The organism is Archangium sp. Cb G35 (assembly GCF_001896145.1).
GTDB lineage: Bacteria > Myxococcota > Myxococcia > Myxococcales > Myxococcaceae > Archangium > Archangium violaceum.
The window spans coordinates 42,983-67,258 of sequence record NZ_MPOI01000018.1 but is presented as its reverse complement, the minus strand read 5'-3'; the positions used below and the strand labels follow the sequence as shown (position 1 = coordinate 67,258).

At 70.3% G+C, this 24,276-nt stretch carries 18 protein-coding genes; 6 read left to right on the top strand and 12 right to left on the bottom strand.

The window, feature by feature from the left end:
- Positions 1 to 147 precede the first annotated feature (147 nt).
- From BO221_RS43820 to BO221_RS43810, 3 genes are all read left to right on the top strand, one after another.
- Complete coding sequence (locus tag BO221_RS43820; protein WP_073566886.1) at positions 148 to 1,545, top strand: M23 family metallopeptidase; 1,398 nt, start codon at positions 148 to 150, stop codon at positions 1,543 to 1,545.
- Positions 1,546 to 1,940: 395 nt separating this feature from the next.
- Positions 1,941 to 3,488, top strand: coding sequence for an FG-GAP-like repeat-containing protein (locus BO221_RS43815; RefSeq protein WP_233166530.1), 1,548 nt, complete (start codon positions 1,941 to 1,943; stop codon positions 3,486 to 3,488).
- 220 nt (positions 3,489 to 3,708) lie between these two features.
- Positions 3,709 to 4,680, top strand: coding sequence for a L,D-transpeptidase family protein (locus BO221_RS43810; protein ID WP_073566884.1), 972 nt, complete (start codon positions 3,709 to 3,711; stop codon positions 4,678 to 4,680).
- Positions 4,681 to 4,756: 76 nt separating this feature from the next.
- Here BO221_RS43810 and BO221_RS43805 read toward each other — a convergent pair whose 3' ends face one another.
- Together BO221_RS43805 and BO221_RS43800 are read right to left on the bottom strand one after the other, a co-directional pair.
- Positions 4,757 to 5,287, bottom strand: a complete 531-nt coding sequence (locus BO221_RS43805) for a hypothetical protein (protein WP_143196031.1) — start codon at positions 5,285 to 5,287, stop codon at positions 4,757 to 4,759.
- 123 nt (positions 5,288 to 5,410) lie between these two features.
- Positions 5,411 to 6,742, bottom strand: coding sequence for a sigma 54-interacting transcriptional regulator (locus tag BO221_RS43800; protein ID WP_233166529.1), 1,332 nt, complete (start codon positions 6,740 to 6,742; stop codon positions 5,411 to 5,413).
- A 319-nt stretch (positions 6,743 to 7,061) separates the two neighbouring features.
- Between BO221_RS43800 and BO221_RS43795 the strand changes: the two genes are divergently transcribed.
- Entirely contained in the window at positions 7,062 to 8,321 is a 1,260-nt protein-coding gene (locus BO221_RS43795; protein WP_073566881.1) for an ADYC domain-containing protein, read from the top strand.
- Here BO221_RS43795 and BO221_RS43790 read toward each other — a convergent pair.
- From BO221_RS43790 to BO221_RS43755, 8 genes are all read right to left on the bottom strand, one after another.
- Positions 8,307 to 11,561 (bottom strand): serine/threonine-protein kinase, encoded by a 3,255-nt coding sequence (locus BO221_RS43790; RefSeq protein WP_233166528.1) that lies wholly within the window; start codon positions 11,559 to 11,561, stop codon positions 8,307 to 8,309. The two genes, BO221_RS43795 and BO221_RS43790, sit on opposite strands and share 15 nt — an antisense overlap.
- Before the next feature lie 69 nt (positions 11,562 to 11,630).
- A complete protein-coding gene (locus BO221_RS43785) occupies positions 11,631 to 13,172 on the bottom strand; it encodes an ATP-binding protein (protein ID WP_073566880.1) in 1,542 nt (513 codons plus the stop codon).
- A gap of 19 nt (positions 13,173 to 13,191) precedes the next feature.
- The gene (locus tag BO221_RS43780) at positions 13,192 to 15,942 is read right to left on the bottom strand and encodes a FrgA protein (protein WP_073566879.1); all 2,751 of its coding nucleotides are present in this window, start codon (positions 15,940 to 15,942) and stop codon (positions 13,192 to 13,194) included.
- Between the two features lie 68 nt (positions 15,943 to 16,010).
- Positions 16,011 to 17,300, bottom strand: coding sequence for an RDD family protein (locus BO221_RS57495; protein ID WP_304528734.1), 1,290 nt, complete (start codon positions 17,298 to 17,300; stop codon positions 16,011 to 16,013).
- 126 nt (positions 17,301 to 17,426) lie between these two features.
- Positions 17,427 to 17,693 carry a hypothetical protein gene (locus tag BO221_RS43770; RefSeq protein ID WP_073566877.1) on the bottom strand — a complete coding sequence of 89 codons (267 nt, stop codon included), beginning with the start codon at positions 17,691 to 17,693 and terminating at the stop codon, positions 17,427 to 17,429.
- Positions 17,694 to 17,818: 125 nt separating this feature from the next.
- Positions 17,819 to 18,553 (bottom strand): 16S rRNA (uracil(1498)-N(3))-methyltransferase, encoded by a 735-nt coding sequence (locus BO221_RS43765; RefSeq protein ID WP_073566876.1) that lies wholly within the window; start codon positions 18,551 to 18,553, stop codon positions 17,819 to 17,821.
- A 51-nt stretch (positions 18,554 to 18,604) separates the two neighbouring features.
- The gene (locus BO221_RS43760) at positions 18,605 to 19,846 is read right to left on the bottom strand and encodes an endonuclease/exonuclease/phosphatase family protein (RefSeq protein WP_073566875.1); all 1,242 of its coding nucleotides are present in this window, start codon (positions 19,844 to 19,846) and stop codon (positions 18,605 to 18,607) included.
- A 22-nt stretch (positions 19,847 to 19,868) separates the two neighbouring features.
- A complete protein-coding gene (locus BO221_RS43755; protein ID WP_073566874.1) occupies positions 19,869 to 20,174 on the bottom strand; it encodes a hypothetical protein in 306 nt (101 codons plus the stop codon).
- Between the two features lie 152 nt (positions 20,175 to 20,326).
- Here BO221_RS43755 and BO221_RS43750 point away from each other — a divergent pair, with 152 nt between their 5' ends.
- Together BO221_RS43750 and BO221_RS43745 are read left to right on the top strand one after the other, a co-directional pair.
- Positions 20,327 to 21,328, top strand: a complete 1,002-nt coding sequence (locus BO221_RS43750) for an asparaginase (protein WP_073566873.1) — start codon at positions 20,327 to 20,329, stop codon at positions 21,326 to 21,328.
- 17 nt (positions 21,329 to 21,345) lie between these two features.
- Positions 21,346 to 22,665: an adenylate/guanylate cyclase domain-containing protein gene (locus BO221_RS43745; RefSeq protein ID WP_073566872.1), complete on the top strand. Its 1,320-nt coding sequence runs from the start codon at positions 21,346 to 21,348 to the stop codon at positions 22,663 to 22,665.
- Positions 22,666 to 22,749: 84 nt separating this feature from the next.
- Here BO221_RS43745 and BO221_RS43740 read toward each other — a convergent pair whose 3' ends face one another.
- Together BO221_RS43740 and prmA are read right to left on the bottom strand one after the other, a co-directional pair.
- A complete protein-coding gene (locus BO221_RS43740; protein WP_073566871.1) occupies positions 22,750 to 23,238 on the bottom strand; it encodes a DUF962 domain-containing protein in 489 nt (162 codons plus the stop codon).
- Positions 23,239 to 23,270: 32 nt separating this feature from the next.
- Positions 23,271 to 24,143, bottom strand: a complete 873-nt coding sequence (gene prmA, locus BO221_RS43735; RefSeq protein ID WP_073566870.1) for a 50S ribosomal protein L11 methyltransferase — start codon at positions 24,141 to 24,143, stop codon at positions 23,271 to 23,273.
- Between the last annotated feature and the right edge of the window lie 133 nt (positions 24,144 to 24,276).

Sequence of the window (24,276 nt, the reverse complement as noted above, 5' to 3'; positions counted from 1 at the left end):
GCTTCCATCTCCTCGAAGCCGTCGCCGGTGAAGAGCCGATTCCCGCCGCCTCCATCAGGGCAACCCGCCGCGTTGAGCCGTGTTAGCTTGAGCGTTGGCGCTGGGCTGCCCCTCGCCAGTGTTCTTCGCGTGGCCCCTGGAGGTGTCGTGTTCGAGCGCGTGTTGGTCATCGACAATGATTCGTGGTCCAGCAAAGCCGGGTTCGCCGGGGACACCGCGGTACGTAGGCGCTTCATGGCGACCCTGGCGGTGTTTGGGATCATCGCGACAACGCTCGTCGGCGCGTCGCCGGCCCGGGCCGACTACGCGGCGATGATCCAACCGGCCTCGGGCAAGGTCACGTATGTCGTTGGCGGCTGCCCCTCCGACCCCAGGCCGACGCACATGGGAATCGACATCGCGGGCCCGGCGGGCGCGCCCATCGTGGCCGCGTACGACGGGGTTGTCACCACTCGCGTCGTCAACTTCGGCACGTCAGGCTATGGAAATTATGTGATCATTACACACGCGTCCGGTTACACGACGCTCTACGCGCACATGCAGCAGGCTCCGGCCGTCGCATTGAACCAGACCGTGACGAAAGGCCAGACGATTGGCGTCGTTGGCAACACCGGAAACTCATTCGGAGCGCACCTGCATTTCGAGCTCAAGCGGAGCGGGGCGAACATCGCGAACCAGGGTTATTCGTGCGGCCAGACGGTGACGAGGGGTTACCCGATCCCCATGGACTTCCCCGGGCTCCAGTCCAGCACGGCCAGGACGATTCACGAGACGGCGGTACACGGTGGCGCGTGGCAGAAGATGAGCACGGGGCAGCAGATCTTCTCGAGTGTCTTCACGACCGTGAACATGGGGACGGGATGGGGTGACATCCTCAGCAGTTCCGGCGGCTACCTCTGGCACACGTTCGTGAACGGTGGACGGTGGGTCACCCTCAACTCCGGGCTCGCATTGAACGCCACGAGCATGTCCGCTGTGCATGTCGGGCAGGCGTCGCCGCAGATCCTCGCGGTGGAGGATGGCCGGCTCATGCACGTCTGGGGCGATTCGAACGGGTGGCACAAGGGTTGGACCGGCATCAGCACGACGGGCAAGGTCTCCGCTGTGGTGATGGCGGACAATTCGATCCAGGCGATGATCAATCAGGGTGGAACGCTGTATCAGGTGTGGACCGGCGGCGGCGCCTGGCACATCGGGTCGACCGGACAGCCGGTCGGCGATGCGTTCGAGGCGGTGTACATGGGGGGCAGCGCACCTCAGGTGATGACCGTGCTGAACGGGCAGCTCCATCAGATCTGGGCCACGAGCACGCAGTGGGTGACGATGTCGACGGGTATCGCGATTGCGCCCGGCGCGGCTTTGTCGGCACTGAACATGGGCGGTGGGTGGCCGCAGGTGTTCACCGCCGAAGCGGGGAACCTGTACCAGACGGCCGTCATGAATGGTGGCTGGACGAGGATGGCGACCGGGACCCAGGCGTCCGGGCCGATCGACGCCGTCTACCTGGGAGGAGGTCAACAGCCCCGCGTGTATACCGCGGACTGAAGCCGTCCCGGCCGCCTGCTCGGGGCGTGGATTGCGGCGGAGCCGTCTTCCCAGCACGTTCGTCGGGAAGGCGGCTCCACTCCGACGGGGAACGCCGCGTGGAGTTGAGCCTCGAGCAGCCACGGCTCCCCCATTCCTCTTATGCGCTGGACCAGGGGCCAATCGCTGCCGAACTGTCCCAGTCCCCAGGCGCCGTGGAGGTGGATGTTGGTTTGGCACGAGGCTTTCGTCCAGCTCGTTCCGTTTTTTGGTTTGTTCCCGCCGGGGCCGGACAGTCCTTCCCCCTCAACAGCGAGAGCATAGTGCAGAGAACAACCCCCTATTCCGTCCTGCCGTTCCTCCTTGCCGTATCGGGAACCCTCCTTGGCTCAGGATGTGGTCCCAGCGAGCAGTCATTGACCAGCGCCGAGCCGCGGCAGTCCCTCGCGTCCGAAGCGAGCGAGCTCTACGTCGACACCACTTCGCTCTGGAGTTCTCCGGTCATCAGCGTCTGCTGGGAGAACCCGTCTGACGCGAACCTCACCGAGCGGGACTGGGTGCAGAACGCGGCCGAGGGCACGTGGGGCAATGTCTCGCGGGTGGATTTCATCGGTTGGGATGAGTGCACATCGGCCTCACGCGGCATCCGCATCCGCATCGCGGACACGGGGCCGCACGTGAAGCAGCTCGGCAGTCGACTGGACGGCTTCGTCAACGGCATGGAACTCAATTTCACCTTCGTGAACTGGAGCCCGAGCTGCCAGTCCGATCGGGAGTTCTGCATCCGGACCATCGCGGTGCATGAGTTCGGCCATGCGCTCGGCTTCGCGCACGAGCAGAATCGGCCGGACCGGCCCTCTTCCTGCACCGAGCCCGCCCAGGGCTCCAACGGCAACTTGATGATTGGCGCCTGGGACCTCCACTCGGTGATGAACTACTGCAACCCGAATTGGAGCGGGAACGGGCAGTTGAGCGCGACCGATATCGCGGGCGTCATCCAACTCTATGGTGATGTCCTGTGGAGCCGGGACTTCGGCTACGACCAGACCTGGCGTGTGGAGCAGCACCCGCGCACCGTCGCGGACGTCAATGGGGATGGCCGTGCGGACGTCGTCGGCTTCGGTCATTTGGGCGTATGGGTCGGGTTGTCCACGGAAAGCCAGTTCACCAGCGCCCAGTTCTGGCTGGCGGACTTCGGCTACGACAAGGGCTGGCGCGTGGATCTGCATCCGCGCACCCTGGCGGACGTCAACGGCGACGGTCGTGCCGATGTCGTCGGCTTTGGCGATTGGGGCGTGGCGGTCGCGTTGTCCACGGGAACAGGCTTCGCCCCGCTCCAACTCTGGCTGGTGGACTTCGGCTACAACCAGACCTGGCGGGTGGCGAAGCACCCGCGCACCCTGGCGGACGTCAACGGCGACGGTCGTGCCGATGTCGTCGGCTTTGGCGATTGGGGCGTGGCGGTCGCGTTGTCCACGGGAACAGGCTTCGCCCCGCTCCAACTCTGGCTGGCGGACTTCGGCTACAACCAGACCTGGCGGGTGGAGAAGCACCTGCGCACCGTGGCGGACGTCAACGGTGATGGCCGTGCCGACGTCATCGGCTTTAGCGATTGGGGCGTGACGGTCGCGTTGTCCACGGGAACAGGCTTCGCCCCGCTCCAACTCTGGCTGGTGGACTTTGGCTACAACCAGACCTGGCGGGTGGCGAAGCACCCGCGCACCGTGGCGGACGTCAACGGCGATGGCCGTGCCGACGTCATCGGTTTTAGCGATTGGGGCGTGACGGTCGCGCTGTCCACGGGAACAGGCTTCGCCCCGCTCCAACGCAGGCTGGCGGAATTCGGCTACAACCAGACCTGGCGTGTGGAGCAGCACCCGCGCACCGTGGCGGACGTCAACGGTGATGGTCGTGCCGACGTCATCGGCTTCGGCCATGCGGGTGTGTTTGTGCACCCGTACTGAGGCAGCGGGAACCCTCCGGCCCCAAGCCGCGCGCCGAATGTCCGGCGCGCGGTACCGGTCGAGTCGGCGCAGCCTGGACATCCGTTCGGCCGGAGCAAGAACCGGGCGTAAGCCCCGCGCCTGTCGAGTACATTGAGGTCTTTTACAACCGCCAGATGCGGCACTCGACACTGGGTTACGTCAGTCCTGTGGATCGTGCTGCTCCCCTTGAGCTGCCTCCATGTCCTCGTCCCCGCTCCCCGTCCTTGCCGTGATGTGGGCCCTGGGCCTCTTCCTGCCGCTGGGGGCCCAGGCCACCCCGACCGTGGATGCTTTCGATGCCTGGCTCCACCCCTCGACACCGCCCGCGGATGGATTCGATCCGTTGCCGGCTCCCTCCCGTGCACCCGCGGGCAGCGAGGTCCGCGCCCTGGCCCACGGGCGTGTGGTGGCGGTGGATGCCAAGGCCCAATCGCTCACGCTGGAGCATCTCTTCTACGAAAACCACGAGTTGCTGCGCATCCGCGCGGAGTACGCCCCGCTGGCGGAGCGGAAGCTGGGCCCGGGTGACACGGTCAAGCGCGGACAGGGATTGGGGCGGGTGGCCCCGAAGGGCCGGCTGTCGGTGACGCTGCATGGGGGCAAACGCTTGTCGAACACCGAGGCCCGGAGCTTCCTCCAGGCGCGGGCGCGCTTGCCCCAACCCGCCCAGGAGCCCGTGCTGCTGCTCGTCTCACACACGGACCAAGCCATGCGGCTGTACACGCGGGGGCGGGAGATGGCTCGGGTGGAGGTGGGCTTTGGCCAGGCCGAGGGCCGCAAGCAGGTCCGCGGGGACAACCGCACGCCCATGGGCATGTACCACGTGGTGCAGAAGCATCGGGGCACCTTCACGGGACCCTATGCCGAGTACTACGGCGGCCATTGGATCCGCCTGAACTATCCCAACACGTGGGACGCGGATCGGGGCCTCGCGGAAGGACTCATCACCCGCGAGGTGCGCGACCGCATCGCCCGCGCGTGGGCGGAGCGCAAACCCACCGAGAGCTCCACGCGCCTGGGCAGCGGCATTGGCTTCCACGGTTGGGTGGGGCCCTGGACGCGGGAGGAGACGGGCGGCCGGCTGTCCTGGGGATGCGTGGTGATGCATACACCGGACATCGCCGCCCTCTACGAGAAGATCCCCGAGGGCGCCATGGTCGTCCTGTTCTAGCGGGAGTGCTTCACTTCCAGGACGCGGCCGCCTTTGCTGGCGGCCGCGCCGGTTGTGTTTTCAGACCTGGGACGCGCTACGGAATGACCTCGCAGCCGCAGCCGCACTGGTCGAAGAACCCCTGGGTGTTCCCCTCGCAGATGAAGGTGATGGCGGCGCACGCGTCGGGATCCCTCGAGATGTAGTCGCGGTTCGGGTCGTTGTAGTCACAGGCCGGCGGCTGCTTCTGGCAGCCACAACCACACTCGTTGGAGAACGGGACGTAACCCTCCTTGCAGGTGTAGCGGATGAGGGCACACTGGGCGGGGTCGCGGGAGACATACTTGAGGCCCGGTTCCTGACCCGTGCAGGCGGCGGGAGTCTCCCTCTGACAGGTGCCCGCACAATCGGCGCCGCCCTGGTCCGGGTCACAACTGTCGCTGGGATTGTCGATGCAGGCATAGCCCTCGGAACAAGGGGTGCCGGCGAAACCACCGCAGAAGTCTCCCGCGGCATTCTGCTGCTGGATTCCCAACTCTTGCTGGGCCTCGGCGCTGGGAGCGCAGCCCGTGCCACAGAGTGCCGCGCCAATGACGAGAACACCGCACCACATCAGACGAATCGACATCTGAACCCCCTCTTTTGGACTGCGCAGGAGGATGCGAGCGGGGGTGGCAATCCGGAATCAGGGAGCAAGCAGGCAAGGGCTCCTCTGCTTCCGGCCGTGACCAGCGGCGGAAATCGAACCCGCCTATTCCTGCTCGTTGTCGGCGGGAGCGGAGATGGCGTGGCGTTCGAGCAATCGCCGGAGCTGCGTGCGGTGCATGCCGAGCGCCCGGGCCGTGGCGGCCACATTGCCGCCGTTCTGTCGCAGTGCTTCCTCGATGCGCGTCCGCTCGTCCGTATCGAGCGGCTTCGCTCGCGACAGCGCTTCCTTCGAGGGCTCCCGGTGCTCTGGCGGTGGAGAGGGTGGGGCAGGGACCGGCGCCGTGGCGCCGAACGCGGTGCCGGCACTCGGGCTCAGGTGGCGGGCCTCCACGCGCGGGGACTCCTGCATGAGCGCTGCCTGGATGGCGCTGCGGGCCTCGACGAGCAGCTCCCGGATGTTGCCCGGCCAGGGCCGCATCAGACATGCCTCCACGAAAGACAGATGCAGTGTCAGTTGGGGCGCCACCTGCCGCACCTCGCGGTGGAGCAGCAGGGCGATCTCCTCGGGGCGTTGGCGCAGGGGCGGCAGCGTCACCTCCGGCCGGCCGATGCGGAAGTACAGATCCTCCCGCAGTTTTCCCGCCGCCACGAGTGCGCGCAGGTCCCGGTTGCTCGCGGAGCAGATGTGGATGTCCACCTGCTTCGGTTTCGCCGCTCCGAGCGAGAGGACCTCCTTGGTTTCCAGCGCCCGCAGCAGCTTCGCCTGCACCGCCAGGTCCAGCTCCACCACCTCGTCGAGGAAGATCGTCCCGCCGTCCGCCGTCTGGAGATAGCCCGGAGCATCGGCATCGGCCCCCGAGTAGGCGCCGCGTTTGGCTCCGAAGAGCAGCCGCTCGGCGATGCTCTGGGGAATCGCCGCGCAGTTGACGGCCACGAAGGGGCCCGTGCCGCGTGGTCCGTTCTCGTGGAACGCGCGCGCCACGCCCTCCTTACCCGTGCCGCTCTCGCCGTGGATGTGCAGCGGGAACCCGAGCCGGGCCGCGCGGGAGACCTCGTCGAGCAGTCCCTGCAGGGCCGGGCCCCGGATGAAGCCCTCGCGCGTCACCACGCCACGCTGCTCCAGGGGATGCACATCCGCGCCAGGCACGAAGAGCGAGTCCCCCATGCGGATGACCCGCTGCACCTCGCGGGGCGTGTTGGCGGGCACGGGCTCTCCATCCACGAAGGTGCCATTCTGGCTGCCCAGATCGGTGACCCAGAAGCGCCGCCCGTCGAAGTGGATCCGCGCATGGCGGCGGGACATCCGCGGGTCCTGCGCCTCGCCCAACGCAGGCGAGCCCCGCCCCAGCTCCAGTTCTCCATTTTTGAGAGGCAGAGCCACCGCCATCGCCGCCCCCGCGGCGAACAGCCGCATCAGGCCCGGGACTCGCTCCACGGCGGCATTCTTGTCATTCAAAATTCCGCTTGGCTTGAGGGTCGACCCGTCCTGTTCCATGCGCGCGCATTATAAGCCGGTGTGTCTGGCACGGCTCGTTGTGTCAGCACCTGTGCCCGGTGCCGTGCCACTTCGTCAGCAGTCGGGTGTCTCCTGGCTCGAGGTGCGCGGGATGTGCCCGGGATTGCTCGGCGCCTCGTGTTTTGACGTGCTGGCATGCCTTTGGCTAAGCCGCCTGCCAACCAGTGTTCGCGGTGGCGCGGGTGGGTTCGCAGCAGGGGGGAGCCCGCCCGTACCGCCGCACGAGGGGGAGTTCATCATGGATATGGAGACGGCGAAGACACAGCGAGTGGGTACCCGCGAGGGCAGCGGGCGTTGGCCGGCATGGCTCATCTGCATGGCCCTGGTGACGGTGGCCAGCGGATGCGGCGCGTGCCAGCAGGTGATCCGGCCGGCGGAGCCCACCACGGGCCCGGTCTCGACCTGCCCTGGTGGGCCCGTCTGCGGCATCGACAAGGCGCTGATCGCGGGAATCACCGTGACCGACGAGTGCCCCACGGGAAACTGCGACCCGGGCGGCAATGGCAATGCCAAGGGCCTCTACACCGCCGAGGGCGGCAACTACTGCTTCATGGTCGGAGACACGAAGTACTTCTGCCCGGAGGCCTTCGTCCACAGGCCGAAGGGGCTCATGCTCTCCGTCCGCTATCTGAACGGTGTGTTTGGCGTCGTCGAGTTTCCTGTCGAGGCCAGGCTCGCGTCTGATTCCTCGCCTGTGTACATGCTCGCGGTCGAGGGAGAGCGGACCCAGCTCACCCTCAAGTACCGGCAGAACGGCGTGGAGCACACCTTGACGGGAGCCGACGTGAGCAAGGTGATTCTCAGCCTCAAGTCCATGCCGATGGGACATGGAGACGCGACCCAGCTCATCTCCTACGACATGCGGTTCGCCCCCGACCAGAAGGAGAAGACCGCGGAGGATGGGGTGCACCGCTACAGGCTCAACTACCGGGAAGTCCGTCCGGGCAACAACACCTGGCTCCGGCTCTGCTCGGGGGATGACGACACCGTCGTCTCCTTCCTCCCGGGGCAGCGCGTCAGTGGCGCGACCGGCTACGTCAAGGACGACGCCACCGTGGTCACCATGGGCTGCGAGCAGGGCTCCATCGTCACCTGCCTGGCCTGGGGTTACACGCCATGGGATCCCGCCACGGGCCTGCGGGACGAGACTCGCGACTACGTCTATCAGTCCTGCCTGCAGGCGAAGCGTGCCGCCTATTTCGTCGGCAAGGGGGACTGGCGCAGCTACACGAAGCGCAAAACGAAGATCTACAGGCGGGACCAGTACGGCTTCGGCAAGCCACAGGATTCGTTCGAGGACGTCGAGGCACTCTGGAGCCCGCTCGGTGCGGTGTGCCTCAACACGAAGAACCGCCGCCGTCCGACGGCCGAGCCCTGGCTCGGGCAGAATGAGAACAACCTGAAGACCTACGGCGTGGGACCGTGCTCGCCCGAGGACTACACCCTTCAGGGGAAGGTCTTCACCGGCCCCGTGGAGGACCCGTCAACGCTGCCCTGACTCCGCCTCGCGCAGCGGCGCTTCGTACTCCCGCCGCAGCAGCGGGTTGAGCTCGAGGGCCCGGGCGAGCGCGGTCCGGGCCCGCTGGACGGTGTCGGGGCGCTCCGCCTCGCGCATCGTCCGGGCCCGGGCCAGGAGCAGTCCTCCGCGCAGGGCCTGGGCGTGCGCCAGGTTCGGGTCGAGCCGGAGTGCCAGGTCCACCTGGGCCAGGCCCTCGGAGATGGAGCCGGACGCCTTGCTCGCGGGCAAGGCCTCCGCCAGCCGCCAGTGGACGCGCGCCAGTTGCTGGTGGGTCTCGTAATAGGGATACATCTCCACGGCGCGCCGGGCCTCCGCGAGCGCCTGCTGGAGCAGCGGCAACTCCGGCTGTCCCCGCCGCTTCGCCCACTCCGCCTCCGCCAGGGCGAGCCTCGAGCCCACCAGCCGGCACTCGACCCAACCGGAGTCATGGCGGTAGGCCTCGGCCAGGGCCCGCCGTCCCGCCTCGAGCGAGGCCGTGGGCTCCTGGCCCTCGCGCATCGCGTGCTCCACCTCCACCAGGTGGCCCATGGCGCGGTAGAGCGGGGTGCGCCCGTAGGTGGCGTTGATGGCCGCGGAGCGCTCCAGGTATTGGAATGCCCGCTCCAGTACCGGACGCGGGTCTCCGCCGCTGGCGACGAGGTAGCGCGCGAGCGTCAGCTCCGTGAGGGCCACCTGGTTCAGCGCCAGGAAGTAGTTGCCATCGAGCGAGAGGGCCCGCTCGCCCGCCTGGAGCGCCTTGTCCACATCCTCCTGGGGGCTGCGCCCGTGCGAGAACTCGTACACCGCCCTCGCGCCGTACAGTTCGATCAGGTTCGTGTGCGCCAGGAGGTACGACGGGTCGCTGCGCGCCGCCTGGTTCAAGTGGTGCTCGGCGCGGGCGTAGGACTCGCGGGGATCCTTGCCGTGCTCCCGCTCGTGGTTGCCCTTCCAGCGGTAGACCTGCGCGAGGTCGTTGTGCCCCCACGGGTACTCGGGTTGGAGCTCCAGTGCCTTGCCCAGCCAGGAGATGGCCGCGTCCCATGAGGCGTCCGGAGCCGCACCGTCCCGCGCCAACCGGAGCGCGCGCATGAAGTGGCTGTAGCCCAGCATGTCGTAGGCGTACACGTCCCGAGGGTTCAGCTTCACGGCGCGCTCGGCGGTGGCGGTCCACTCGGTGAGGATGGGTTCTGGATCCAGTCCGCCCTTCTCGAAGTTCATCAGCCGGTACCACTGCATCAGCACCTGGGCCTTCTTCGTGTACCCCGAGGCGCGCAGCGGTGAGGCGTGGAGGCCCTTGTCTCCTGTCTCCAACGCGCGCTCCAGCGAGGCCTTGCGCGAGCGTCCCTGCCGCGAGTCGACCACCGACTGCCGCAACCACACCTCCGCGAGCGCCTCGTAGTTGCGCGCGTCGCTCCGGCCCGACTCGATGGCCTGCTCATACAGGTGGCCCGACTGCTCGAGCCCGGTGCGTGCCGGGTCGTACTCGCCCTTCTCCAGGTGCTCCATGGCGCGGGTGTAGGCCACGTCACCAGCGAGCTTCCGGGCCTCGTACACCCAGGGCGTCTCCGCCGCGGCCTGGGCCGCGAGCCGTGCCGCCGCGTCGTAGTCCCGCCGGTAGAAGGCGATGAGCCCCTCCAGGTAGCGGGGCGACTCCAGGTCCAGGTCCCTGCTGCGCTCGAGTGACTGGAGCGCTGGTTCCAGGTACTGCGTCTCCAGGGCTCGCTGCCGTTGGGCCACCCACTCCTTGCCGCCGCTGTTGCGCGCGTCCTCCAGTGCCTGGTGGTACAGCTCGCCGAGCACGCGGCCGCGCGCGTAATGCAGCTCGGGCGAGTCGACGCCCTTCTCTTGCGCGCGCGTCAGCTCCTCGTGGGCCCGTTCCAGCTCGTGCATGGCCAGGTAGCCGCGCCCCAGCGCGTAGTGCACGAGCCCTTCACCGTGGCTCCCCAGCTCATGGGGCTGTGAGGCGAGCCGCGTCATTCGCTCGCGGACGAGCTGTTGCTCATGGCTGGTGTCGTGCAGGGGCAGGGTGTAGGCGGCGCGCAGGAACCATTCGATCTCCTTCACCTGCTGCCCGAGCTGCCCCGCCAGCCGGGCGCGTTCCTCCGAGCGTTGCCGCGTGGTGCGGGCCTCCAGCCACGAGCGCGCACCGAAGGCGGCGAGGACGAGGATGCTCGCCAGGGACACCGCCGAGACGGCCACCAGGGTCCGGTGCTTCCGTGCCCGCAGCCGCAGCCGGTACACGAGGCTCGGACGCTGTCCGAGGATGGGCTCGCCATCAATGTAGCGTCCGAGGTCCTCGGCGAGGGCGCGGGCGGAGGCGTAGCGCTGCTCGGGCTCCTTGTTCAGGCACTTGAGGGTGATGGTCTCCAGGTCGCCCGGGAGCTGGGGCACGTGTGTGCGCGGGGCGGGCGGCTCCTCGTGGAGCACCTTCTGCAGCGTGCCCATGAGGGAGTCGCCGGTGAAGGGCACCGCGCCGGTGAGCAGCTCATAGAGCGTCGCACCCAGGCTGTAGACATCCGAGCGGCGGTCGATGCTGCGCACGTCGCCGCGGGCCTGCTCCGGTGCCATGTACGAGGGCGTGCCCATGAGCGCCCCCGTCTGCGTGAGGCCGTGCCCCTGGCCGATGTCGTACGCGAGGCCGAAGTCCATCACCACCGGGAAGCAGCGCCCGTCCTCGCCGCGCTCGACCATGATGTTGGAGGGCTTGAGGTCCCGGTGGATGACGCCGAGCCGGTGCGCTTCGTGGATGGCCTCGGCGACCTCCTTCATCACCTGCACCTTCTCGGGCAGGGACATGCCCTGGGCCGCCTTGTCCAGCCGCTCGCCCCCGATGAGCTGCATGGCGATATAGGCCTTCCCCGCCACGTCGCCGACCTCGTACACCTTGCACACGTTCGGATGGTCGATGCGCGCCTGCGCGCGGGCCTCCTGGAGGAAGCGCATCACCTTGTCGGGGTCCGCCCCTCGGATGAACTTGAGCGCGACGACGCGGCCCAGGCGCCGGTCCCGTGCCTTGTAGACCTCGCCCATGCCTCCGCTGCCCAGGGGAGAGAGGAACTCGTAGCGGTCCCAGTGGGGGACCGGGAACTCCTCGCCAGGCTGAGTGGCAACGGGTACTGGGAGCTCCGCGGCCCGCGCCGCGCCTTCTCCCGGCAACGTGGGCTCCAGAATGGGCGTGTCGACGCGTTCTGGAGTGAGCGTCGGTTCGAGCGTCGGCTCTTCCTTACCAGGATTCGACATGGGCAGCGCGGGGGAGCGACCCCGCTGGCACAGTGGCACGTGCCCTCCCGTGCCTCAAGTCGCGTGGGCTCAACCCGGCCAGGGTTCCGCTTCTCCTGGCACCGTCTCCCCAGCGGGCGCATCGGAGACCGGCAGGCGCAGCGTCACGGTGGTGCCGCGTCCCTCGTGGCTCGTCAGCATCACCTCTCCGCCGTGGGCCTCCACCACCCGCCGCACGAAGGCCAGCCCCAGCCCGCTCCCCGTCGCCTTGGTGGTGTAGAAGTCGTCGAAGGCCCGCTCCCGCGTGCGCGCGTTCATGCCCTCGCCGGTGTCCTCCACGCTGAGCGCCACGCCCGTTCCGTCGAGCCTCGTCCGCAGCGTCAGCGTGCCCCCGCGCGGCATGGCCTCGAAGGCGTTGCGCACCAGGTTCTCCACCGCATTGGCCAGCAGGTCCCAGTCCCCCGAGCAGCGCGGTAGCTCCGCCGCCAGCTCGCGGTGGATCTCCACCTCGGGGCGCCCGGTGAAGGTCTGCAGGGACAGCACGCTCGTCGCCAGTTGGTTCAGGTCCAGCGGCTGCCTCAGCGGCTCCACCCGGCCCAGGCGCTGGTAGGTGCTCACCACCCGGTCCAGCCGCTCCACCTGCTCCAGCAGCAGATCCAGGAACTCGCCCTTGTCGTCCCAGGGCTGTCCCCGCGAGTGCTCCACCTTCAGGTACTGCGCGGCCCCCTTGAGCGCGGCGATGGGGTTCTTCAGGTCATGCGCCATCTGCGCGGAGAAGCGGCCCAGGGTGGCCATGTGCTCCAGCCGCTCGCGCTGGGCCGAGAAGGCGATGACACCCCGGCGCATGATGGCCAGCAGGCTCAGGGTGATGGCCGCCGTCCCCACCACCAGCGCGCCGTACTGCGCGGCGAAGAGCTGGAAGATGGCGAGGTAGGCCAGCACGCCCATGAGCGCCAGCAGCAGTGCGTACACCGCGTGGACGTTGGACAGCTCCTGGTCGAAGAGGCGCAGGCGCAGGGCCACCACCGCGATGGCCGGCAGGCCCAGCAGCGTGCCCAGGTTGCCCAGGCGCGGCACCTCCTGGCCCAGCATCGCCATCATGTCCGTGCCCAACAGCATCACCAGCAGCGCCAGCCCCGTGAGCATCAGGACCGCCCGGGTGCGCTCGGTGGCGCGCACCTCGCGGCGCACGTGCTGGGTGAGCAGGGTGAAGCCCCCGAGCAGCAGCGGCGCGGTGAAGCCCAGCACCGTCAGGACGAAGCCCCGTGAATTCACCACCTCGGCCACGCGCGCCGAGCCCAGGCCCGTCAACGCCGTGGCCGCCAGCACCCCGAAGACGCCGTACGCGGAGAACATCGCCGCCGCCAGCCGGCGCCGCTCGCCCACGAAGGAGAGGATGAAGTGCAGCGAGGACGGAGCGCTCATCAGCGCCGCCACCGTGGCCATCAAGCGCCAGCCCGGCCCACCCGAGCGCGCCAGGGCGAAGTCCGAGAAGTTCCACGTGGACAGGACGATGCACAGCACCGACAGCGGCAGGGCCAGCACGCTGCGCCCCACGCGCATCAGGGCCAGTCCCGCCACCGCCAGCAGCCCCGCGCAGGCCCCGAGGCTGATCCACGCCTGCGTCATCATGTCCTCCGTCGCCCTCGCCCTACAGCAGGGCCAGCCGGCGCGACCGGGAGGGATCGGCCACCGCGGCCTCCCACCGGCGCACGGCTGCTTCGCGCTCGGCGTCGGGCGCGTCGGCGTAGTAGCCCAGCGTGTCGTTGAGGCCCCGGCTGAGCTCCTCGATGGCGGCCAGGCGCACGTCCAGCTCCGGGTGGCGCAGCGAGGCCACGAGCCAGTCGGCACGGCGGCGGCCGCGGTTCTCCGCCCACCACGCCGTCCACGCGCGCTTGTCCAGGCCGATCGTGGCGCGCGTTACCTCGCGCAGCGCCTCGGCGGCGGCCTGGGCGCACATCTCGTCGTCGCTGCCGGTGAGATTGATGAGGCCTTCGATGGACTCGCGGTCGTGCAGCGTGCCCAGGGCTCGCGCCGCCAGCGAGCGCCGCAACGCGTCCCGGCTGGTGAGCTCCTGGCGCAGCTCCTTGCGGGCGGCGTCCAGGCGGGGCAGGTGCTTGAGGGCGGCGGCGGCCACGCGCGCGGCGCTGGAGATGTCCGGCTCGTAGTCGAAGAGGCCACGCAGCACGCCGTCCACCAGCTCCACGTACGGGAGGCTGCCGGCGGTGAGGAGCGCGAAGTAGCGCGTGTCCGCGTCGCTCGAGTCCAGCAGCGGCGCCAGGGCCTGGGCCGCGGGCCGGCCGAGCCGGGACAGGGCACCGGGGATGGGGCCCAGCTCATCGGCCTCGGGCAGCTCCACCACGGGCAGGCGGCTCCACGCGGTGGGGCCGGGGAAGTGCGTGGCGAGCACCTTGGCGCTGGCCTCGGGCGAGCGCGCCAGCTCGGCCATGGCGTTCGCGCGCTGGTTGGCGTCCGGGCCGGTGAGGCGCTTGAGCAGTGGGCCGAAGTCCGGAGGCGGGCGCTCCTCCTGGGACATGACGAGCGGGGCCATGGAGGCGGCGCGGCCCAGCGCGTTGGCGGTGCGGTTGACGAAGGGGCTCCACCCCAGGCCCGCGGCCATGGAGGGCGCCGGAGCGCTCGGGGCCGAGGGGGTGCTGGCGGCGGCGGGCTCGTCCACGTCCACGTCGAAGTCCAGCGCGCCGCGCAGCTCGCCCAGGCGCTGCTTGCGGAAGAGGATGAGCTCCTGGAAGGCGGCGGGCAGGTCCTGGCAGAAGAGGATGAAGTCGGACAGGCGGCGCTGGCTGATGGGCTTCTGGCCGCAGTCCCCATAGAGGACGGCCACGAGCCGGCCGCGCACCTCCACGGGGTAGAGGAAGAGGGTGCGGGGCGGCTGGCGGCCGAACAGCTCCAGGTAGTGCTTCGTCAGGCTGTCCGGCGGCATGGGGCCCGCGTAGCTGCCGCGGGTGATGGCCACGGTGCGGAAGACGCTGGAGGCGTCGAGCGGGATGGACACCAGGGAGAGCTGCTCGCTGGCCAGTCCGTCACCGCGCGCGTCCCAGCCCACGGCGGCGCCGCGCAGCACGGCGAAGGCGGCCACGTAGTCGAAGGTGCGGCGGCCGAAGCGCAGGGCGGTGTCGATGAGGCGGTCGCGGTCGCGCGTGGACTCCTTGAGGGCGGCGCGGGCCTGCGCGAGCGTCCATTCGGGCACGTCGTCGCGAGGGGACTGGGGCGCGGCGGGCGCGGGAGCGCGCGGCTCGAGTTGAGGACGAGGCTGGGCCGCCACGGGAGCGGCGGGCTGCGGCGCGGGAGGCGCGGCGGGCTGCGCCTGGGGCGGAGGCTGTGCCGGGGGACGCGCGGCGGCGGGAGCGGACTGCTGCGGGGCCGGGGCCTGGGGAGCCGGAGCCGTGGGGCGCGCGGCGGGAGCGGGCTGGGCCTGAGGAGGCGCGGCGGCGGGACGCGCGGCGGGAGCGGGCTGGGCCTGCGGAGCCGGTGCCGCGGGACGCGCGGGCTCGGGCATGTTCAGACGCAGGGGCTCACGAATGGCGGCCGGGGGCGTCGAGGCGGGCGCGGGCGCGGGCGCGGCGGAAGCGGGAGGCGCGGCGGGGGCCGCCGGGCGCTGAGGCTGGGCAGTGGCGGCGGCCGGAGCTGGAGCGGGAGGCGCGCCGTTGGGCCGCGGCTGTTGCGGCTGCGGTGGTTGCGGCTGCGGCTGCGGCTGCGGCTGCACTGGCGGAGGGGCGACCGGGAAGGGCTCGGCGGCCACGGAGCGCGCCAGCCGCTCCACCATCTCCAACGTCAGGGCCGCGTCGTCCGGGGGCTTCGGAGGTGGAGCGGGAGCGGGCGCGGGCTTCGGCGCCGGGGCGGGAGCCGCGACGGCGGCGGGCTGCGCGGGTTGAAGGGGCTGGGGTGCCGCGGGAGCCGCCGTGCCCATGCGCTCGGGGTCGAGCGCGGCGAGCAGGGAGGTGTAGCGCGGGGAGAGGGGCTGCCGGTAGATGACGGAGATCCACTCCCGGACGCGGGCCTCGGTGGCCACCCACAGCTCCAGCGGCCTGCCGAGGAGGAAGCCCACCTCCTCCAGCTCCTTCCTGGGCACCGGGTAGCCGCAGGCCACGTGCAGGGTGGTGCCATCGAGCGACAGGGGCACCACGCACAGGCGGTCGGCGATCTTCGGGGGGATGAAGGAGGCGACGTCCGCGTTGGGCTCGAAGTCGGCCAGGTTGACGGGGCGCAGCCCGGAGGCCTCGCCGAGCGCGTGGAGCACCTGGGGCTCGGGGAGGAGCCGGCGCTCCATCAGCGCGGTGTCGATGGAGCCACCTTGCGCCGTCTGATGACGCAAGGCTTCCTCGGCCTTGTCCTGGGGGAGGAGGCCTTGCGCGATCAGGGTGTTGGCAAGATGGGAAGGCATGGGGGACGCGGCATCTTACGGCCGCGGCCGGAAGTCACAACGAATCCGTGCATCGGCTCGGGGGTGCACTAGCTCGGCTGGACGACGTACGTGGAGGTGAGCTTGTCGTGGAGCGTCTGGCCGCGGCGGTCGAAGAGGGCCATCCAGAAGCCCGCCAGGAAGAGTCCGAAGGACAGGCTGGCCAGCATGGCCCGGACGATGGCCCGGCCGGGCGCCGGGGCCAGGCCGTGGGTGTCCACCAGCCTCAGGCCGAGCAGCCGCCGGCCCAGCGTGCGTCCATTCCAGAGGAAGGCGGACACGGCGCAGTAGACGAGCGAGAGCACCAGGAGGAGGGCGGTGCCGGGCAGCAGCACGGACTGGAGGGCGCGGATCTGCACGACGATGGCGTCGAGCCCGGAGAGGTTCGTCTGGGGGGCCTGCACGCCGGCCACCGAGGAGGCGAGCATGAGGTAGAGCACGGCCACCCCGGCGATGGCGCCGGTGTCGATGGCGAGGGCCAGCAGCCGGCGCCAGAGCGAGGCCGGGCGGGCGTGGATCTCCGTCTCCCGAGCCCCGGTGACCACGGGCTTGGGGGCGGAAGGCGCCGGGCTCCGGGCAGGGGCGGCGGCCACGGGCGGCGGGGCGGCCGGCTCGGACTCCTCCAGGTCGACGGGGAAGGACTCCTCCTCGATGGAGAGGTCCAACGGAGCGGCCGCCTTCGCCACGGGCATGTCCGGCAGGCCGGAGGTGGCCTGCTGGAGCGGGGGCATCACGGGCAGACCCGCCGGAGCGGATGCCTGCGGCACACCGAAGGCCGGAGTGCTCGCGCGAGGGGCGGGGGCCGGGGCCGCGACACCGGGCAGGTTGAAGGAGGGGGTTGGCGAGGGCGCCGGCGGCGGGCGGGGCGCGGCGGCCTGGGCGGGAGCCGGGGCCGCGGGAGGACGGGCCATGGCGGGCTGCGCGGGAGCCGGAGCACGAGGCGCGGCGGCCCGCGGAGCCGGGGGGACCGGAGCGGCGGGAGCCTGGGGCCGGGGCGCGGGAGCCGCTGCCATCGGGGCGGCCGGGGCCTGCGAGCGCGGGGGCATGACGGGCAGACCCGGAGCGCGAGGCGCGGCCGGAGCCGGGGCCTGCTGACGCGAGCCAGCCGCCGGAGTCATACCAGGGGGCGTCGCGGCGCCGCGGGCGGTCATGCCGGGCGGTGCGGCGGCGGGGCCAGGAGCCATCGCCGCCGCGTCACGATCCGGACGGCGGCGGTCGATCTGGAGCTCCTTGTCCAGAAAACTCGGGACGGCCCGGGCCGTGGGCTGGGAAGCGGCGGCGCAGGTGGGGCAGTCCCCTACAGGCGGCAGCGAAGCTCCGCACTTCAGGCACTTGGACAACGGTTCCTCCCGGATGGAGAAGGCTGTAGCACCATGAAACGCCCTCCTGGAGCCGGGAGCAAGAAAACCGCCGGAAGCCGGGGTTCCCTGCCTGGATACCCTGCCTGGACACCTCTGGCGGTCCGCTCAGGCGAAGCGCCGGTTCCGGGTGCCGACGATGACCCCGATGGACACCAGGGCCGAGACGACGATGGCCACCACGACGCCCAGGGGATGGATGTGGCTGGTGACACTTCCCGGGGCGAAGACGGAACTGAGGAGGGCGCCGATGATGCCGCCCACTCCGCCGAGCAGCGCGCTGCCCACGAACCCCACCGAGCGTGTGGGGGGCAGGGCGATCCGCGCGAGGATGCCCACGATGATTCCGATGAGCGCGTAGGCGTAGATGGCCATGGGTGCCGCTCCCTGTCTGGCTCCTCGGGATGAGGGCGCCGTTGCGGAGCAAACATAGGGACGGCGTCACGCAGTGGGCAGACGCCGGGCGCCGGGGGCCCGTCCTCCCGGCACCTGTCCGAGCGCTAACCGAGCTCTCCGTCCAGGAAGCCCATGACGGTGAGCGCGGCGAGGGCGGCCGTCTCGGTGCGGAGGATGCGGCGGCCGAGCGTGACGGGGCGGGCGCCGAGGGCCCGGAGCGCGGAGACCTCCTCGCGGGCCAGGCCGCCCTCGGGCCCCACCACGAGCGCCACGGGAGCGCCGGGAGCGCAGGAGCGGAAGGCCTCGCCGAGCGGCACGGCGGACTCCTCCTCGTCGAGCACGAGCAGGGTGGTGCCGGGGGCGAGCGAGCGCGCCGCGTCCACGAGGGGGCAGGGGACATGGACGGTGGGCACGTCATTGCGCCGGCACTGGCGGGCGGCCTCCTCGACGATCTTCGTCCAGCGGCTGGTGCGCTCCTCGGCGCGCTTGGGCTCGAGCTTCACCACGCTGCGGACGGTGGCCACGGGGTGGAAGGCGGTGGCGCCCAGCTCGGTGCCCTTCTGCAGCACCCACTCCAGCTTGTCGCCCTTGGGGAGCCCCTGGAGGATGTGCAGGGGGCGGGAGGGAGGAGTGAGCCGCGCCTCGCCGAGCACCAGGCGCACCTCTTCCGCGTCCAGCGAGGCCACGCGCGCCTCGAACGCGCGGCCCGCGCCGTCGAAGAGCTCGAGCGTGGAGCCCTCGGCGAGCCGCAGGACGTGGACGAGGTAGTGGCGCCGCTCGCCCGAGAGCGTCACCTCGGGGGGAGCGGGCTCGGGGAGCGGGACGAAGAGTCGGACCACGGGTGGGCTGTCCTCCGGGAGGGTGGGGCCCTCCTTCTTACCAGGGCCGGCTCAGTGGCGGAGGCCGCGCAGCTGGAAGTCGGCGACGGAGGGCAGGTGGTCGGACGCGCCGGTGGAGTGGTCCACCTCGAGCAACAGGGGCTCGAGCTGGCGGGAGGCGAAGAAGGTGTCGAAGCGCTTACCGGTGGCGGGGACCACGCCCTTGCCGTCGGGCAGCGAGTTGAGGGTGGACATGTCGGCCACGTCCTGGAGGCGCAGCCACGGCTCCGAGTTCTTCGGGAAGGCGCCGGCGACGAGCATCTCGCGGGCCTCGTCCGGATTGAGGAGGGAGCCATCCGGCATGCGCACGCGCAGCTCGCGGGCGCGGCGGAGCGGGTCCGGCAGCTCGTGCTCGAGGGCGTGGAGGGCGCGGCGCACGCGCACGTCGCCGATGTTGCCCACGCCCCAGTCGCCCACGCTGGGGTGCACGTCGCCGTAGCGCGACTCGTAGTCCTTCACCGTCTCGGTGGGCTCGTGCTTGCGGATGGGGCTCGGCAGGAGCGAGTAGTGGTGCTTGACGTTGATGTTGGCGTTGAAGTCGCCCAGGGCGATGGAGGGCACACCATCCCGGGCATGGAGGGTGGCCTGGAGCTGCCAGAGCTGGCCGGCGTTGATGCCGCTGTCTCCGAGCGTGTGGTGCACGTTGTAGAGGGCCACGGGGATGCCGAGCACGTCGATGAGCGCGAAGAGGGCACCGCGGTCCTCGTCCAGCTCGCCGACGAAGCCCTGGCGGGCGATGGCGGCGGCGCGGGCGTCCTCGGGGAAGGCATAGGTGTAGTGCGCGGCCTCGAGGAGGGGGTGGCGGCTGAGAATGGCCTTGCCGTTGATGACGGGCCCGGCCACGTCGCGTCCCTGGTAGACGAGGTGGAAGCCGTAGTCGCGGGCGAGCTCCATGGCGGTGGGCTGGCTGGCCTCCTGGAGCGCGATGACGTCCGGCATCCGGCCGAGCTCCTCCAGCGAGGCGAAATAGGCCTCCAGCAGGGCACGGCGCTCGCCGCCCAGGAGGATGTTGTACGTCATCACGCGGAGCACGTGGTCGCGGGGCGGGCGCGGCTGGGGGTGGTGCACCAGCAGCGTGGTTCCCGTCCCGAGCCGGCGCGGACCGTCGGCGGCCGGTAGCGACCCGAAGCCCTGGTGGACCTGGGTGGGCTCCTGGTGCGGCAGGTGCTGGGGCGGTGCGGCGGGCACGCCGTCGATGACGTTCCTCCCGAAGGGGAGGCGGTCCAGTAATCGCGAAAGGGCCTGTCCTGGCATGACTTCTCTATGTGTTGGTGCCCTACCCACCCTGCACGGGCTCACCGGGCGTTTCGTTGCCCACCGAGCCGGCGTCCTCGGCGTCGCCTGCTCCCTCGGCGGACAGACCAGGAGGCGTGTTGGTGGGGTCCGCGCCGTAGCCGGCTTTGCGGCCCGTGACGGTGTCGTCATCCGCGGTGCCCGGGAAGTTTCCCTCGCGCTGCTCCGAGAAGGCGCGCCGCTCATCGGGGACGCCGCGTCCGGAGGAATCCGTGGGGGGCCGGGATTGGGTGACGGCGTCCGTGTAGCCCGTGCCGGGTGTCGTGGTCTTGCTGAACTTGCCTGCCATGGTGGGCTCCTGAGGAGGTATGCCTTCCCTCAATGTCGGGCGGCCGGTGGCACCCGCCAACCCATCCACCCGGCCCCGGGGGAGGGGAGGCGGGAGAGCGAGCCATTGGGAGCGAGGCAAAGAAGCGGCACACCTGCTATGCGCGGGGCGACATGTCCTCTCTTCTGATCGAATCGACGCGCTCCGGCTACGTCGAGTCAGTGCACCAGGTGTCCGTGGCGGTGGTGGATGAGCGGGGGGCGCTGGTGGCGTCGGCGGGGGACCCGGAGCGGGTGTCCATGTGGCGTTCTGCGGCCAAGGCCTTCCAGGCGTTGCCGCTGGTGCGGGACGGGGCGGCGGACCGCTTCGGCTTCGGCCCGAGGGAGCTGGCGCTCGCGTGTGCCTCGCACTCGAGCGAGCCGGTGCACCGCGAGGTGTGCGCGGGCATGTTGAGGGCCACGGGCTGTGAGGAATCGCAACTGGCATGCGGGCCGCATCCCCCGTTGTCGCAGGTGGTGGCGGACGAGGCGGTGCGCGCGGGGACGGTCATCACGCCGGGGTGGAGCAACTGCTCGGGCAAGCACGCGGGGATGCTGGCGTTGGCGAAGCACCACGGCTGGCGCACGGAGGGGTACGAGCGCGCGGGGCACCCGGTGCAGGAGCGCATTCTCGAGGAGGTGGCGCACTGGACGGGGCTGCCGGCGGGCTCGCTGTTGCAGGCGGTGGATGGGTGCACGGCGGTGTGTTTCGGGCTTCCGCTGAGGGCCATGGCGATGGCGTACGCGCGCTTCGGGGTGGCGGAGCTGGAGGCGGCGAGGCGGCTGCGCGAGGCCATGTGGGCGCATCCGGAGCTGGTGGCGGGGACGGGGCGGTTGTGCACGGAGCTGATGGCGGCGGGGCGCGGGGTGGTGCTGGCGAAGGTGGGGGCGGAGGGCATCTACAGCGCGGCGGTGCCGGCGTTGGGGCTGGGGCTCGCGTTGAAGGTGGAGGACGGGGACATGAGGTGCTCGCCGCCTGCGCTGCTGGAGGTGCTGCGGCAGGTGTTCGAGCGGTACGAGCGGCGCGTATCGGTGCCGATGGAGGGGCTGGGGCACCACGTGGAGCCGCCGCAGCGCAACACCCGGGGCGTGGTGACGGGCAGCTTGCGCGCGGTGGGGCGGCTGCGCTTCTCATGAGGGGCAAGGAGGCCGCCATGGCGCGCCGGGCGAGTGACGACAGTACGGTGGCGCGGTTCGAGGTCGCGCGGGCCAACCAGGAGCGGGTGTTGGCGGAGAGCGCGCTGCGCGGCGAGCGTGTGGTGTCGCGGGTGCGCCTCGCGTTGTTCGTGCTGGTGACGTTCAGTCAGGTCGTCATCGCGCGGATGTCGGGCGAGCTGGGGCCGAAGGACAGGCAGCGGCTGGTGGCGGTGCTGGCCTATCTGGTGTTCGCGCTCTCCATCACGCTGATCCTCCATCTCCAGAAGAAGCCGAACCTGGGCAGGGCGAGATGGATGCCGGTGCTCACCACGCTGTTGGACTGTGGCTTCTTCGGCTTCGTGGCTTGGAGGGGAGCCTCCAGCTCGGGGGACTTCAACCCGCAGATGCTGGCGGCGAGCTGCGCGGTGGTGCTTGCGTTCTCGGTGGCGCGCTACAGCTGGCTGCACGTGGTGCTGTCCACGGTGACGTCCTCGGCGACGTTCGCGCTGGTGTGCTGGGTGATGGGAGAGTTCTCCATCTCGAGGGTGAGCTTCGTGGTGGGCTGCTACATCGCGCTGGGGATGCTCATCGGGTGGGCGAACACGGCGGTGAGCAGCATGTTCCTGGGGCTGAGGAGGCGCGACAACCTCTCGCGCTTCCTGCCGAGGCAGGTGGTGGAGCGGGTGCTGCAGACGGGAGACGGGACGCTGGAGCCGGTGCAGCGGGAGGTGACGATCCTCTTCAGCGACATCCGGGACTTCACGACGCTGAGCGAGACCCTGCCACCGAGGGCGGTGTTGGGGCTATTGGACGACTACTTCGGGCACATGGGGCAGATCGTGATGGGGCACGGGGGCATCGTGAACAAGTTCCTGGGGGACGGGATGCTGGCGTGCTGGGGAGTGCCGGACGGGGACGCGAATCACGCGGTGCACGCGATGCAGGCGGCGCTCGACATGAGGAAGAAGCTGGAGGAGCTCAACGCGTGGAGGGCGCAGCGGGGGGAGCCGGTGTTGCGCGTGGGCATCGGGCTGCACACGGGGGTGGTGGCGGCGGGGATGCTGGGAGGCGCGGAGCAGCACGAGTACACGGTGATTGGGGACGCGGTGAACCTGGCCTCGCGGGTGGAGGGACTGACGAAGGCGTTGGGGGTGGACATCCTGGTGAGCGAGAGCACCTGGAAGGCGGGGCAGGGCCGTTTCCGGGGCGAGCGGATGTCGGAGGAGCGGGTGAAGGGGAGGAAGGAGGCGGTGGTGGTCTACGCCCTCGAGGGGCGGGCGCCGCCGGAGAAGACGGAGCCCGCGCCCGGGATGCCGAGAACCGCCGAGTCTCACTGAGCGAGCACTCCCTCTCCCCTCGGGAGAGGGTCGGGGTGAGGGTGCCAGGGACCTCGGGTTGAGCCGCGAGGTCCTACCCGAAGCTCACTGTGCCGTCTGCGGAGCCACCTGCGCCTGGGGCGCGATCTTGTAGTCCCCGGTGAGCAGGGCAACGAAGAACAGGGGGCCGACGAGGGCGTGCACGAGGTTGGTGAGGAAGGACGGAGACTTCTTCTCCCAGACGGCGTGGCCGGCGAGCTGGACGAGCCAGCCGAAGACGGCGATGCCGATGATGGCCTCGCGAGGCAGCATGCGGCCGAGCGGGATGCACAGGGCGGCGGCGATGGAGACGATGAGTCCCAGCTTGAAGTCGGCGCGCACGAACCAGATGGACGCGAGGACCCAGGCCACGTAGGCGAGGGTGAGCGAGCCACCGGGCAGGGCGGGGACGGGCACCAGCCGCACCCAGTCCAGCATCGCGACGATGTGCAGGACGATGACGGGGATGGCGACCTTGTGGGTGAGGCGGTTGGTGGGGTGCTGGTGGGCGGAGATGTACTCGTCGAACAGCGCCTGGGTCTGTGGTTTCAGCATGGGGAGACTCTAACCCTCCGTGGGGCCCGGTGTTACTTCGCGCGGTGGAAGTCCAGCCGGACCCATTCGCCCTGCTGGGCGCCCGGCTCTGGCACCAGGCCGAGGTTCACGTACGCCGCCTCCACCTCCGCCTTCTGGTGCGCGAGCACGCCGGCCATCAGCAGCCTGTCCTTCACCTTCGGCGCGATGAGGGGCGCCAGCTCGATGAGCGTGTTGGCCAGGATGTTGGCCACCACCAGGTCGAAGCTGCCTTCCACCGCCGTCAGCTCCTTGCCCGACAGCTCCACGTCCGGCGTGCCGTTGTCCACGGCGTTCTCCCTCGCCAGCTCCACCGACACCGGATCGTTGTCCGTGCCCACCACCCGTCCGGCGCCCAGCTTCTTCGCGGCAATCGCCAGCACGCCCGTACCCGTGCCCACATCCAGCACGCTCGCCCCAGGATGGGTGCTCATGTAGTCGTCCACCGCACCCAGACACAGCGAGGTGGTGGGATGGTCGCCGGTGCCGAAGGCCATCTTCGGCTCGATGACGAGGCGCACCTTGTCGGCGGGGGCGTTCTGCGCCTCCCAGGGGGGACCTACCCACAGCCGTCCCACCTGCACGGACTTGATGTGGGCCTTCCACGCATTGCTCCAGTCCTGCTGCTGCTCCTCTGCCAGCTGAAGCCTCGCCGAGGGGTAGGCCTCGTGCATCTCCGCGCGTGCCTGCTCGGCCGTGTCCGCGTCGTCGAAGTAGGCCACGATGATGGCCTCGCCCGCCGCGGGGGCCCGCACTCCCGGCATGGTGGGACCCTCCCGGTCCCTCACTTCCAGTCCCATGGCGCCCAGCTCGTGCAGCAGGTCCTGGGCGGCCTCCGACTCCGTTTCCGGCAGATCCACCGTGAGTGTCTGATACGTCCCCGTCATGTAGCCCTTCTCGCGTCTGGCGTTGCTTTCCCGAAGATGCCGGGATGCCTGCAGCGGGGAAAGAAATTTCCGAGTCGGTGGGTCCGCTCCGTTGCTCGTCCCGTAGGGGAGCCGAGGATGCGATGATCCCTCG